Origin of the sequence: uncultured Gilvimarinus sp. (genome assembly GCF_963972205.1) — a bacterium.
Classification (GTDB): domain Bacteria; phylum Pseudomonadota; class Gammaproteobacteria; order Pseudomonadales; family Cellvibrionaceae; genus Gilvimarinus; species Gilvimarinus japonicus.
The window spans coordinates 93177-105927 of the sequence record NZ_CAXAUC010000002.1 but is presented as its reverse complement, the minus strand read 5'-3'; the positions used below and the strand labels follow the sequence as shown (position 1 = coordinate 105927).

The following is a 12751-nucleotide window of genomic DNA, read 5'->3' as shown; positions in this document are numbered from 1 at the left end:
AGAGAGTAAATGAGCCTACAATCTAAGTTTCAATTTATAGCCGCTGGGTTAGTCGCCTACGCGTTAGGCACCCTGGCACTGGCACTATTTTTTGCCAACACAACCTACACACCCGCGACGCTCGGCAGCATTAGTGGTTCGACTAAACTGCCCGACATGCGCAGCATTGACGATATTCCCACCCGCAAACAAACGTTTATTCAGTTAATCGCGCCCATGACCGTGCAAAAAAACAATGCTTTGCTAGAGGTGCGCGAGCTACTGCTCGGCATGTTGGATGAGCTGGCTGCAGGAAAAACCTTAAGCCACGTTCAAGAACAGCAATTACAGCGCTTAACCTCGCGCTACAAGATAAAAGTGAGCAAGAGCGCCGACAAAGGCTCCAATCAAGACCTGACGCACACACAACAAATCAAACGATTATTAACACGTGTGGATATAATTCCCGCCTCAATGGTAGTCGCCCAGGCGGCGGCCGAGTCCGGCTGGGGAACCTCGCGCTTTGCCCGACAGGCACAGAATTTATTTGGCCAATGGTGCTACACCAAAGGCTGCGGCCTTGTTCCTAAGCGTCGCTCTAAGGGTGCCACTCACGAGGTGCAAAAATTTAGCGGCGTCGAGCAAGCGGTTAATGCCTACTACCACAACATAAACACCCACCGTACTTACAGCGATGTTCGCGCACGTCGCGCAGCACTGCGCAACGCCGGCACCCCCATTACCGGGCCCGCATTAATACCCGGATTGACCGGCTACTCAAGTCGTGGTCAGGTGTATGTGGATGAGCTCGCCGAGCTTATTCGCTACAACAAACTCAGCGTTCTGGATCAAGAACCTGCACTGGGCGATACCGCCAGCAAAGAGGGCTAAAAAGACGACCCGGGCTGGCGCAAAAACGCTAGCTCTTGCGCGGTACTGACCCGCCCTAGCGCATGGTTGCGATGCGGGTAGCGACCAAAACGCTTTATAATGTCGCGATGCTTACGCTCAAACTTAAGGTTATTGGCAAAGCCTAAGTCAGTGAAAAGCGTCAGCGCTGTATCGTGCACAGCTAAATCTTCACTGTGCATATAAGGCATATATAAAAACACCCGCTGCTGAGCAGGCAACTGCTGATCACGCCCATCGGCCACCAGCTGCTGCGCCAAGCACAATGCTTTATCATCCGCCGCAAACGCTTCGGCTTGGTCGCGATAGATATTGCGAGAAAACTGATCCAGCACAATAATAATAGCCAGCACCTCAGCCGGCGTTAATGCCGCCGTATCGATGTCCTCACTCACTAAACGTTTATGCAATGAACCAAAGCGCTTAGCGATATCAGCATCAAGCTTTGCGCTTTTGCGAAACCAATCGGCAGGCTTAAGCGTTGTAAACCAATAAGTGAGTACCGCGTCTAACTCTCGTGCTGCCATTGCCCTTGCTCTCCGGTAACCAGCCAGGGCTGTGAAAACCAATAGTAACGGCCATCATCTGCCCGTGCGGTACAGTTATAGCGTGAACGACCAGGCTTTAACGCTTGTGCTGGCATCACAGTAACCGTGGCATCCTCGAGCGCGACTGACAACTCTTTACCACCCAAGTAACAGGTTAACCGTGCAGCCAAAGCTGGCGAATCAAGCGTTAACTGCAAGCGTGGGCGGCTACCGGCTACCACCACAGCGCTTTGCAGTGGCTTGTCTTGATCATCCATCAGTTGGCGCCGCTTAATAGGTAATGCGCGAGTGTTTATTTTCGTAATAAAGCTATCCTGCGTGCCAAAGTCTCCTCCCATCGGGAAACGCGGCAGCGCCAACACATCTGAATCAACACCTACAGGGCCAGAGTGTTGTCCGAATCCGGCAAAACCCAGCTCCTGCAGTAACGCCTTAAGCGACTCATCAAACTCGCCATAGGGGTAGGCTAATAACTTAACCGACTGATCGATGTGAGATGCAATAGCTTGCTCCGCGCCGGTTATCTCAGCCGTTATACGCTCGCGCCACTGGGCATCGGTTTCGTCGGGCAATAAACGCACCATGTAGGGGTGGGACATAGTGTGGTTGGCAATGGTAGCGCCAGCTTTGCTCATCTCCTGCAGCTCGGGCCAAGTAACAAACTCCTCGGAGCCCTGATCGATGGGGGCGCTGTTCACAAACACCGTAAACGCAAAGCCGTGCTCACGCAGTAAAGGAAAAGCCGTGTCATAGACGGAGCGATAACCATCATCAAACGTAATAGCAACGGTTTTATCCGCAAACGCTTGTCCCCGTTTAAGTCCAGAAATAAGCGCGGGCAACGCAACAACATCAAACTGATGCTCATCCAAATATTCGAGGTGCCGCGTAAAACGTTTCACGCTGGTTGACGTAGAGTCGGGAGTCTCATCGCTAATATGATGATACTGCAAAATAACCGCCGCATGGGTTGGTAAACTGGCCCATCCACCCATAATGATCAGCAACATTAGGTACAGACGTTTCCCAAATAGATGTTCCGTCAACATTGTGTCCTCTTTACGTTGTTAATGTAGGCCGTTACGGTGTGGTCGCCAATGATTGGCAGGCCGAAGCACTCACCTGGAGGCTGGTTTCACAGCGCCACTCGATAAGTGTAAAACCTTGACTGATCTCGGGGATTAGCTCGACAAACTGCCCCGCGGGGAACTTTTCAGTATTTAATTCAGCATGAATAACGCCAGGGGTTTGCATGTGCAATCTTGATAAGTAACGACTGTGCTGAACTTTATCTGGCCCGACACCCACGGCGGCCATAGACAAGGGCATCACTCCGCGCACCTGGTAATATTCGGCCACCATTATTTTAACGACGGCCAACTCGGTTAACGCACCTGCAAGGTTTGCTCGCTGTAAAATTTGCGCCTCAAACGGGTTGGTATTCGAAGGCTCTGCCGATGGCGCGGGTGTGTCAATCGACGCGGAAGGTGCGTCCGTTTTTGTGAGTGCTTGGCGCAAGCGATCATCGTCTAAAACATTGGCGGTAGCCGCCGAAAAACTCTCGCGCACGGCAGAGTAAAGCTGTACATCCGTATTAATTTGGGTGGCAGCCGAGCCCTCGGTCACTATCGATAGCAGCGGCATGCCGCCCGGTTGATCCCGCAGCTGCCAACGCACTTTCAACCACGTATTGGCAATCTTGAAGTTGCGAATCATGGTCTCGTTTAACTCGGCTGAGCCTCTGCTTGAGGCCCCATCGTCACGGCACGCGGCGATATCAAGGGCGATAATCTCACCGCTTAAATAACGTACTGTCGCGCCATCGACAGCAGGGCCGCCATAGTGGCCGGCGCGATACAAACTGGAATGTCCCAGACGACGTATCGCACGAAAGACATCCACCTGCAGCTGCTCTGGCTCGCGGATAACACCCGGCAACTGCAGGCGTATTTCATCAAAGCGCATCGTGGTGGGTGACACGCAGTCGCCACCAAAATAAAACCGCGCTGCCACCTTAGAGCTGTTAACGATCGCCTCGCTGTACTCAAACTGAGAAACGATTAGCGGGTATAAAGATGTCTTAAATAACGCAGGCTTTTCACTGGCAACCAGTGTCGGCGCGGGCATGGTGCCGATATCGACCGACTGCAAAACGGCATTTTTATCCGTGGGCTGATCAGAGTAGTGAATACGTCCGTCACTGTCAGTCCACGTGTAGATTTGCGCCTGCACTAACGGTGCAAACAGCACAACACACACCCAAAGCCCCAAGAACCAACTGCGCACGTAAACGCCTCCCTATTGCGTCTCAACAAAGCGCAGGCCAATACCTTCTGGCTCTGCACGCACAACCTCCATTGCCACGATGGGAGCCTCTTCCATAAGCCCTTGAACTTGCCCTGTTACACGAGAGCCGATGGGCGGCGCCTGCTCTGGGTCGAGCAGCACAAAAACACCACCGTCAGATAAATCACGGGTTTTAACCAGCATCTCGCCTAGCTCTGCATGAACAATTTTAATACTGCAGGTTATCGGGGTTCGCAGATGTTCTCGTTTATCACTCACCGTAGGCTCCCTTTATTTTCTTATTTTTCGCTAACCGCTAAGCGATCAACTTTTTGAAAACCGCGTGGTAGTTTATTACCGCGGCGGCCACGCTCACCCCGATAATGCTCAAGGTCGCTAGGCTTAAGTGTGAGATGACGCTTGCCCGAAAACACGGTCAGCGACTGCTCGGCCGACAAAGTCACGATACCGAGCGCAAACTCTTCGCGCGCCTGCACGCGAGCGGCCGGGATGTTAATGATTTTATTACCTTTACCTCGCGCCAAACGCGGCAGCTCTGCAACTGGAAACAACAACAACCGCCCCTCGTTACTCACCGCGGCCACCCAATCATTTTCGGGGTCAAGCACAACTTTCGGCGTCAACACTTCGGCGCCTTTTGATAGCGTTAGGGCATTTTTGCCGGCGCGGTTTTTACTGTACATATCAGCGAGCGAAGCAATAAAGCCATAGCCACCATCGCTGGCCAATAAAATGGACTGATCATCGGCGCCCATCAGCAACCCTTCAAAGGTGGCGCCATTAGGCGGGTTTAAACGACCGCTTAATGGTTCACCCTGACCTCTGGCAGACGGCAAAGTGTGGGCCGCAATGGCGTAGCTTCGTCCGGTAGAGTCGAGCAAAATAGCTTGTTGGTTCGACTTCCCTAGCGCCACCAATTTAAAGTGATCGCCAGCTTTGTAGTTGAGCGCCTCGGGGTCAATGTCGTGCCCTTTGGCGGCACGAATCCAACCTTTGTCTGAGACCACTACGGTGATCGGCTCGGCACCTACTAACTCAGACTCACTAAACGCTTGCGCTTCTTGTCGCGCTACTATCGGCGAGCGGCGATCATCGCCAAACTCATCAGCCACTTGTTTTAGTTCTTTGCGAATAAGGGTTTTTAAACGGGTGGCAGAACCTAAAATCTTTTCTAATTCGGCACGCTCTTTTTCAAGCTTCTCTTGCTCTTCGAGAATTTTCATCTCTTCTAGGCGCGCCAATTGGCGCAGCTTGGTTTCTAAGATGTACTCAGCTTGCATCTCAACCAAGTTAAAGCGCTCGATCAATACCGGCTTGGGGTGATCTTCTTCACGTATGATACGGATCACCTCATCGACATTGAGATACACAATCATCAATGCCGCTAAGCGTAGCAAACGCTCCTCCACTTTTTGCAAGCGATACTGTAAGCGCCGGCGTACGGTTACGGTACGAAAGCTCAACCATTCAGAGAGGATTTTTTGCAGGTTTTTAACCTGTGGCCGACCGTCGATACCGATCATGTTCATATTGATGCGGTAGGTTTTTTCGAGATCGGTAGTGGCAAACAAATGCTGCATCAGCTGTTCGCAATCGACCCGGTTGGAGCGCGGAGTAATCACTAAGCGGGTCGGGTTCTCGTGGTCAGACTCATCGCGCAAGTCGGCCACCATGGGCAATTTTTTAGCCTGCATTTGCGCGGCAATTTGCTCCAAAATTTTTGCGCCGCTCACCTGATGCGGCAGCGCCGTAACAATCACGTCGCCGCTGTCTTTTTCGCGCCCGTAGATGGCGCGCATACGCAGGCTGCCGCGCCCGGTGTGATAAATCGTTTTAATGTCATCCCGCGAGGTTATGATCTCGGATTCGGTGGGCATGTCCGGGCCCTGCACAAACTCACACAGTTCGGCAACGTCCGCTTTAGGGTTATCCAACAGGTGGATAGTAGCCGCAACCACCTCGCGTAAGTTATGCGGTGGAATATCGGTCGCCATACCAACCGCAATACCCGTGGTGCCGTTAAGCAGAACATTGGGTACCCGCGCGGGAAACACCTCGGGCTCATCCATTGTGCCATCAAAGTTCGGCTGCCAATCGACGGTGCCCTGACCGAGCTCTTCAAGTAACACATCGGCGTAACGTGTTAACTTGGACTCGGTGTAACGCATCGCGGCAAACGATTTAGGATCATCCGGCGCACCCCAGTTACCCTGGCCATCGACTAATGGATAGCGATAGGAAAACGGTTGCGCCATAATCACCATCGCCTCGTAGGCGGCGGAGTCACCGTGCGGGTGAAACTTACCAATCACATCGCCCACAGTCCGGGCAGATTTTTTGTATTTAGCGGTAGACTTTAGCCCCAGCTCGCTCATGGCGTAAATAATACGCCGTTGCACGGGTTTTAAACCGTCACCCACATGGGGTAGCGCCCGGTCGAGGATGACGTACATTGAGTAGTCGAGATAGGCTTTCTCGGCGTACTCTTTGAGGGAGATAAACTCTTCTGCCTCGGAAAATTGCGTATGTTCAGACATTTTTTATCCTGACTTATCGCGCGTCAAACATTAAGGTTGCGCGTACATCGATTCAAAATTAACGTCTCCCGACTCTTTAATACGAATCGAGGGAGAGTAGCGACCGGTGTCAAGCTTAGCGGCAAACTCATAAGCGATTGTTTCGCCGGCCTTGGTGCGGCTGAGCGAGCGAGCTAAGCGCACCAGCTCTAAAATATTGGCCGACAACTCCAGCTCCATCGGCGTATCGCTATAGGCTTTTAGCACGGGGACATTGGCACTGACGCCATTTAATAAATCAAACCCTTGCAGCGCCATGCTATATGACATCCCGCTAATCACCAGATCGTCAGGGTTGGGGTTAGTGACCCGTAAACGCACACCAATTCTCGGCGCCAGCTCACCGGCCTCGGCCGGTAATAACCGCAACCCGGTGACGTTGACCTGGGGCTGCGTAAAGCCGGGCCGCAAACTGGCACAACCGACAAGCAGCAGTAGGCTTACGCCCACAGCCAGTAAACGACTAACGCCAAATGTGCGAATAATAACGGACATACTGCTACTCCTGAATGCAGCCCAACGGTTGCGCGGGCCAAGGGGCATTATGATTCAATCGGCGCGGGATTCAAAATACCGCAAAGGCGTCCGCACGGGAGAGAAAAACACCGCCTAAGGCATTTTGTGATGCAGGTCACACTACCGGCACGCACGCCTGTGATGTAATCGACTCTTTAGTGATCCGCTTACGTCGTACGTTCGAGAAATGCCATGCCTGAACATAACACCCACAATCACAGCCCGCATAACAAAACGTTATTAGGCAGCAGAGAACTGCGATTTCACAACCGACAAGAATCTATTTACCCGAATCTAATGCGCTTTTGCCTAGACTTTAAGTTTAAAGTGCTGCAATTGCTCTTTAATGCCCCCACCCTAACCGCAGCGCCGATCAAGGTAGTCGTCATGACTCGCGCCGATTACAGCGGCGACCCCAGCAGTGCCATTACGCCAGCATTTGCCGACCTCGACCAGCTAGAGCGCTACGTAACAGACAACCAAGTGGATATTTTGCACGACTACTTGTTTGGTGTCGACGAGCCGACCGAAACAGGAACCGCGGGCTAGTAAGACGCCCGAGGCCCCAGCCTTAACTAAGCTCCTGCTCAAATTCGGCCAATAAGTCCAATGGCTCCCACTCATCGCCTTCCATCTGTTCATTCCAGTTGATGCCAATCAAAATAACATCCTCGTGCATACCCGGCAGCCAATCCTCTAGCAACTCTTCTAGCGCAATCGGTAAAGGCTGATAATCTTGCCACTCTTCAACGCAGTGCACCTCAGCCAGCTCTCGCGACGACCAAAGGGGCATAACATCAGTGTCGTCTCGCTTTTCAGAGTCGCACAGGGCCCAGCCGTCTGGCCCTTCGAGCCCCCAAACACAACCGGTATTGATGCCCTCGACAATAAAGCGATCTACGTTTTCTTCAAAATCGTCCGATAATGGTTCCATGGTTTACCTCTCGTAGGGCGGTAATATCAAGCGGTGCCCCTCATCGCGCAACCAGACACGCAAGCGCTGATAATCCGGGCATATAGCATGAACGTGTTGCCAGAACGCGCGGCTGTGGTTGTGGTGGCGCAGGTGGCTGACCTCGTGGGCTACAAGATAATCCACCACAGGCGTAGGGGCCAGCACTATTTGCCAGTTGTACTGAATGCGGCCATCAAAGGTGCAATGGCCCCACTTTGAACGAGTCGCCCGGACGTTGACACCGTGACAAGTAAGTCCGACGGAGTCACACAGGCGCTGGGTTTTAGCCTCAAGCAGCCGCAAGGCCTCGGCACGATACCACTGAGCAACCGCTTGGGCCGTTTGCTCTGGCACAGTCTTACGGCTGCGAGGCGACCAATACACATGCAGCGTGTCGGCCTCGCGGATGCAAGCGCCACGCGTCCCCTGCATCACGTGCAAGGTCAGCTCGGTGTCCAAGTACGGCAAGCGCTCCCCCGTTTGATACTGGTAGCGCGGGCGCACGGCCATACGCTGTTGCTGCTGGCGCAGCTTGGCATCTACCCACGGGCGTTTTGCTTGTAGCATGGCCAGCAAGTCGCGACGGGCAACGCCTTTCGGAGCCAGCACGCGCACTTGTCCCTCGCGCACCTCAATACTCACTGAGCGACGCCGCGCGCTTAACTGAAAAGCAACGGGCCAAGGCAGCGTGGCCGGATCAGCCAAAATTCTTGTCTGCCACAAAAGGGTTGTGGGCGCGCTCGTGAGCAAAGGTCGACATAGGCCCGTGGCCAGGCACAAAGCGAATATCATCACCCAGCGGCCACAACTTACCTGTAATCGAGCGCACCAAGGTGGCATGGTCGCCGCGGGGGAAGTCAGAGCGCCCCACCGCGCCGTTAAACAGCACATCTCCCACAAAGGCTAAACGTGCTTCAGTGTCTATCAGCACCACATGGCCAGGCGTATGACCGGGGCAGTGGCGCACCTGAAGCGAGCTTTGTCCGACAGCTATCACATCGCCTTCGACCAAAAACTGAGTAGGCACCACATTTTGTCGGGGCCGATGAAACCCCATCATCTGAGCTTGCTTATCCAGCATTTCAAGCCAAAAAGTATCGTCAATGTGAGGGCCGATAATGGCGGTTTGGTAATACTCCGCCAAAGCCGTGGCCGCACCCACATGATCCAAATGGCCGTGGGTGAGTAAGATCTTGGTAATACGTACGCCAGCCTGTGCAACGGCCTGTTTAATGCGCTCAGGCTCGCCTCCGGGGTCGATCAGAGCGGCTTGGTTGGTTTGATCACACCAAATTAACGAGCAATTTTGCTGGTAGTGAGTTACCGGAATAATTTGAAACTGGAGCACACAAACCTCATTATTCACCACAGAAGGCAGCGCGAGCTGCAAGAGCAACAGTTTAGCAGCCAGAACGCAGCGGGAGAACGCCGAGGCGACGAATCTCTGGTAGCATACGCCTGCGCGATTTAACCGCATGTGAGCCCACAGGATAACCCTCATGAATGATAAGTTATTTACCAGCCTACAGTACCTTGTACCGCAACACGCCCTGTCTCGGTTGGCCGGTAAGGTGGCAAGCTGTCGCAACCAAACCGTTAAAAGCACTTTTATTGAGTGGTTTATCAAGCGCTACAACGTGGATATGTCGCAGGCGTTAAATGAAGACCCCGCCAGCTACGCTTGTTTTAACGACTTTTTTACCCGCGCCTTAAAAGCCGATGCCCGCCCGATTGATGATGCAGAGCACAGCGTGGTCTGCCCCGCCGATGGTGGAATTAGTCAACTGGGACGCATTGAGGAGGGGCGTATTTTTCAAGCCAAAGGGCAGCTATACAGCACCGGCGAGTTACTCGGCGGCGATGAAAAGCTGGCCGCCGAATTCGCCAACGGCCACTTTGCCACCGTTTATTTATCGCCTAAAGACTATCACCGTGTGCATATGCCTCTCACTGGGCGCCTACGCCAGATGACAGTCATTCCGGGCGACTTATTCTCCGTCAACACCGCCACGGCACGAGAAGTACCACGCCTGTTTGCCCGCAACGAACGCGCCGTTTGTATTTTTGATACCGAGGCCGGCCCGATGGCGGTGGTATTGGTCGGCGCAATGATTGTCGCCGGAATTGAAACTGTGTGGGCCGGCGAAGTCGCGCCCTTTAAACGCCGGGTCACAACGACTCACTACAGTGCCAACGACACAACAACGATTACGCTAGAAAAAGGTGCCGAGATGGGCCGCTTTAAGCTTGGTTCGACCGCGATTGTTTTATTTGCGAAAGATAAAGTGCGCTGGAGCGAGCACTTCAGTGCAGAGACGGCAACCCGCATGGGCGAAATGATGGGCGAGATTTGTGAGTAGGAGCTTAGCGCGTAAAACGGTCTAATAAGGCCATAAGACCTTTTTTCTCGGTAGAGAGTAGATAGTTATCGCGCACGGCTATGATATCGACATCAAAACTACCGGGCTCAAGGTCACGGGCGATTTCGACTTTTTGCACATCGGACAAAGACACTTTTCCCGCATCAATTAACGCCTGTTTGGTGCGGTCATCATCGGCCAAATCTAATAATCGCGGCGTTTTTAGCGGCTGCTTCAAAGCATCGATTACCAGCATGACTTTGGGCTTTAAGCGGCGCTCAAAGTTTTGCTCAACCACTACCCCAACCTCACCGGTATTGAGCTCGACCAATGTTCCCGTTGGGTAGAGGCCAATTGCCCGAATAAACTCGACCACGAGATCTTCCTGAAACTGTATATTGCGTAGCTCATACAGCCTGGCCACAGCTTTAGAGGGGGCAATTGGTACGACCGCCCCACGAGGGGTAATTACCGTATCGTAAAACGTGACTATCCCGGCAATTTTACCCAGCAGTGGAATCTTATCGCCCATCAAGTGCTGTGGAAACCCGCTGCCGTTTAGACGCTCACAGTGCGTGCGCACCACGCTAAGCACACGCGGCTCCATGCCGTCAGCGCTTTTTAGTAGCTCGACCCCCAACTCGACAAAGCGCTCGTATTGCTTTTGCTCTTCCTCGCTGCGGTCAGGTTTAATAATAAGCTCGTGGGGCAGTTTGGTTTTACCGACATCTTTAAGTAAAACTCCCATCGCCAAAATATCCAGCTCGCGTTTAGCCAACCCGATATGACGACCAAATAATATCGCCCAAACCGACGAGCGCAAGGCGTGGCTGTAAGTATACTCATCCGTCTCTTGCACCCGAGACAGCCAGGTAAAGGCATCGGGGTTGCGCAGTACACTGTCGACCATATCACTGGCCAAGCGACGGGTCTCGGCTACGGGGATGTCATAGAACTTTTCTGAATCTAGCTGCGAGAGAACGTCAGCTACGGCGGAATACACTTTTTGGTGTAAATCGCGGGCCTTTTTTACTTCACGCCCGAGAGGCTTTACCTCAGTATACTGATTGCGCTGAACCTTAATCGGCTTGACCGGCACCGTCACAGGTGCAGTATCGACATGACGTGTGGGGCCACTTTTGCCCCCCCCTGTCACACCGTCATAAGAACGCAGTTTAGTTGCTACCGGCGAGCGACCCTTTACCACATCGATGTATACATGATTGCAAAGGCTTTTAAGCTTTTTTAGCTCATCTATATCTCGTATGTAAAAGCCTTGTAGCGGAAACGGGGTTTGCGTCCACGGCCGATCCAGCCCCGACACATACATGCCGATGGTTAGCTCGTTAACACTTAACTTAACCTGCTTTATCCCCACTGCCGCTCCCTCGGAGCCCTTGATCGAGCTCAGCCACTGACCGCCGGGTCGAGCCGACGTATTCCAAAGTACCGACACAGCCCGATTTCAAGGGGTATTGGCTCAACCAGTGTAATCAATATTCTCAAATGGCGCCATATACTGCCGATCAAGGGTGGTATTGCGCCGATAAATCGTGAACGGCGCGAATAAAGGCACCTGCGTGCTCGGGATCAACCTCTGGGGTAATGCCGTGCCCCAAATTAAATACATGCCCGGGACCGGCCCCGAAAGATTCTAATATCGCGGCGACTTCAGCGCGGATACGGTCGGGCTTAGCGTACAAGATGGTCGGGTCCATATTGCCCTGTAGTGCCACCCGGGCCCCCACTCGTGCGCGAGCAATACCGATGTCCGTTGTCCAGTCAAGACCGAGTGCATCGGCGCCGGTATCGGCCATTGTTTCCAGCCACTGCCCGCCACCTTTGGTAAACAATATCACCGGCACCCGACGTCCTTCGCGCTCGCGAATAAGCCCCTTAACAATTTTATCCAGATAGTTCAGGGAGAACTCCCGGTAGGCATTGTGAGACAACGCCCCACCCCAGGTATCAAATATTTGCACCGCCTGTGCCCCCGCTTCAATTTGCGCATTAAGGTAAACGATGACCGATTGCGCAAGAGTATCGAGCAGTTGGTGCATCAACTCCGGCTGGTTGTAAAGCATTTGCTTTGCTCGACGAAAATCTTTGCTGGAGCCGCCTTCGATCATATAGGTGGCCAACGTCCAGGGGCTGCCAGAAAAACCAATTAAGGGCACACTACCATTAAGCTCGCGCCGGATTAACGACACGGCATCAATCACATAGGGAAGATCTTTGGCCGGATCAATAATACGCAGAGCATTGATATCCGCCTCGGTACGTACCGGCTTTTTAAACTTAGGGCCTTCGCCCGTTTCAAAATAAAGCCCCAACCCCATAGCGTCTGGAATAGTCAGTATGTCCGAAAATAAAATAGCAGCGTCAAGGGGGTAACGCGCTAGCGGCTGCATGGTGACTTCGCAGGCCATTTCTGGGTTGCCACACAACCCCATAAAGTTTCCCGCCCGCTCGCGGCTAGCGCGATACTCGGGTAAATAACGGCCCGCCTGGCGCATCATCCATACGGGGGTAACATCAACGGGCTCGCGCAACAGCGCCCGCAAAAAGCGATCATTTTTAAGTTGGCTCATGGTTTATCGG

14 protein-coding genes are annotated in these 12751 nt (G+C 53.1%); 3 read left to right on the top strand and 11 right to left on the bottom strand.

The features are described 5' to 3' along the window. Positions 1 to 9: 9 nt before the first annotated feature. Complete coding sequence (locus tag AACY82_RS05020; RefSeq protein ID WP_339615688.1) at positions 10 to 870, top strand: glucosaminidase domain-containing protein; 861 nt, start codon at positions 10 to 12, stop codon at positions 868 to 870. Here AACY82_RS05020 and AACY82_RS05015 read toward each other — a convergent pair. The 6 genes from AACY82_RS05015 to AACY82_RS04990 are packed head-to-tail and all read right to left on the bottom strand — an operon-like array spanning position 867 to position 6814. Further along, positions 867 to 1415 (bottom strand): DUF924 family protein, encoded by a 549-nt coding sequence (locus AACY82_RS05015; RefSeq protein ID WP_339615687.1) that lies wholly within the window; start codon positions 1413 to 1415, stop codon positions 867 to 869. The genes AACY82_RS05020 and AACY82_RS05015 overlap by 4 nt on opposite strands. After that, positions 1397 to 2485 carry a polysaccharide deacetylase family protein gene (locus AACY82_RS05010; protein ID WP_339615686.1) on the bottom strand — a complete coding sequence of 363 codons (1089 nt, stop codon included), beginning with the start codon at positions 2483 to 2485 and terminating at the stop codon, positions 1397 to 1399. Before AACY82_RS05010 ends, AACY82_RS05015 begins: the two co-directional genes overlap by 19 nt. A gap of 31 nt (positions 2486 to 2516) precedes the next feature. Further along, on the bottom strand, positions 2517 to 3722 hold the full coding sequence (locus tag AACY82_RS05005) for a DUF4124 domain-containing protein (RefSeq protein WP_339615685.1): 1206 nt from the start codon (positions 3720 to 3722) through the stop codon (positions 2517 to 2519). A gap of 12 nt (positions 3723 to 3734) precedes the next feature. Beyond that, positions 3735 to 4001, bottom strand: a complete 267-nt coding sequence (locus tag AACY82_RS05000; protein ID WP_339615684.1) for a PilZ domain-containing protein — start codon at positions 3999 to 4001, stop codon at positions 3735 to 3737. Between the two features lie 20 nt (positions 4002 to 4021). Next, positions 4022 to 6280, bottom strand: coding sequence for a DNA topoisomerase IV subunit A (gene parC, locus AACY82_RS04995; protein WP_339615683.1), 2259 nt, complete (start codon positions 6278 to 6280; stop codon positions 4022 to 4024). 30 nt (positions 6281 to 6310) lie between these two features. After that, a complete protein-coding gene (locus AACY82_RS04990; RefSeq protein ID WP_339615682.1) occupies positions 6311 to 6814 on the bottom strand; it encodes an LEA type 2 family protein in 504 nt (167 codons plus the stop codon). Between the two features lie 213 nt (positions 6815 to 7027). Between AACY82_RS04990 and AACY82_RS04985 the strand changes: the two genes are divergently transcribed. Next, the gene (locus AACY82_RS04985) at positions 7028 to 7384 is read left to right on the top strand and encodes a hypothetical protein (RefSeq protein ID WP_339615681.1); all 357 of its coding nucleotides are present in this window, start codon (positions 7028 to 7030) and stop codon (positions 7382 to 7384) included. Between the two features lie 22 nt (positions 7385 to 7406). Here AACY82_RS04985 and AACY82_RS04980 read toward each other — a convergent pair whose 3' ends face one another. The 3 genes from AACY82_RS04980 to AACY82_RS04970 are packed head-to-tail and all read right to left on the bottom strand — an operon-like array spanning position 7407 to position 9138. After that, entirely contained in the window at positions 7407 to 7769 is a 363-nt protein-coding gene (locus AACY82_RS04980) for a DUF2750 domain-containing protein (RefSeq protein WP_339615680.1), read from the bottom strand. A 3-nt stretch (positions 7770 to 7772) separates the two neighbouring features. Next, positions 7773 to 8495, bottom strand: a complete 723-nt coding sequence (locus AACY82_RS04975; RefSeq protein ID WP_339615679.1) for a SprT family zinc-dependent metalloprotease — start codon at positions 8493 to 8495, stop codon at positions 7773 to 7775. Further along, positions 8488 to 9138, bottom strand: coding sequence for an MBL fold metallo-hydrolase (locus tag AACY82_RS04970; RefSeq protein ID WP_339615678.1), 651 nt, complete (start codon positions 9136 to 9138; stop codon positions 8488 to 8490). The genes AACY82_RS04975 and AACY82_RS04970 overlap by 8 nt, the downstream gene beginning before the upstream one ends. 151 nt (positions 9139 to 9289) lie before the next feature. Here AACY82_RS04970 and asd point away from each other — a divergent pair, with 151 nt between their 5' ends. Beyond that, entirely contained in the window at positions 9290 to 10150 is an 861-nt protein-coding gene (asd, locus tag AACY82_RS04965; RefSeq protein WP_339615677.1) for an archaetidylserine decarboxylase, read from the top strand. 4 nt (positions 10151 to 10154) lie between these two features. Here the strand turns inward: asd and AACY82_RS04960 are convergent, their stop codons facing one another. Together AACY82_RS04960 and hemE are read right to left on the bottom strand one after the other, a co-directional pair. Continuing rightward, positions 10155 to 11528, bottom strand: a complete 1374-nt coding sequence (locus AACY82_RS04960; protein ID WP_339615676.1) for a DUF3391 domain-containing protein — start codon at positions 11526 to 11528, stop codon at positions 10155 to 10157. A 148-nt stretch (positions 11529 to 11676) separates the two neighbouring features. Further along, complete coding sequence (hemE, locus tag AACY82_RS04955; RefSeq protein WP_339615675.1) at positions 11677 to 12741, bottom strand: uroporphyrinogen decarboxylase; 1065 nt, start codon at positions 12739 to 12741, stop codon at positions 11677 to 11679. Positions 12742 to 12751 lie beyond the last annotated feature (10 nt).

What these genes read in the sequence shown, in the direction of transcription:
- AACY82_RS05020 (WP_339615688.1), top strand. Translation starts at nt 10, where the DNA reads ATGAGCCTACAATCTAAGTTTCAATTTATAGCCGCTGGGTTAGTCGCC.
- AACY82_RS05015 (WP_339615687.1), bottom strand. Translation starts at nt 1,415, where the DNA reads ATGGCAGCACGAGAGTTAGACGCGGTACTCACTTATTGGTTTACAACG.
- AACY82_RS05010 (WP_339615686.1), bottom strand. Translation starts at nt 2,485, where the DNA reads ATGTTGACGGAACATCTATTTGGGAAACGTCTGTACCTAATGTTGCTG.
- parC (WP_339615683.1), bottom strand. Translation starts at nt 6,280, where the DNA reads ATGTCTGAACATACGCAATTTTCCGAGGCAGAAGAGTTTATCTCCCTC.
- AACY82_RS04990 (WP_339615682.1), bottom strand. Translation starts at nt 6,814, where the DNA reads ATGTCCGTTATTATTCGCACATTTGGCGTTAGTCGTTTACTGGCTGTG.
- AACY82_RS04985 (WP_339615681.1), top strand. Translation starts at nt 7,028, where the DNA reads ATGCCTGAACATAACACCCACAATCACAGCCCGCATAACAAAACGTTA.
- AACY82_RS04980 (WP_339615680.1), bottom strand. Translation starts at nt 7,769, where the DNA reads ATGGAACCATTATCGGACGATTTTGAAGAAAACGTAGATCGCTTTATT.
- asd (WP_339615677.1), top strand. Translation starts at nt 9,290, where the DNA reads ATGAATGATAAGTTATTTACCAGCCTACAGTACCTTGTACCGCAACAC.
- hemE (WP_339615675.1), bottom strand. Translation starts at nt 12,741, where the DNA reads ATGAGCCAACTTAAAAATGATCGCTTTTTGCGGGCGCTGTTGCGCGAG.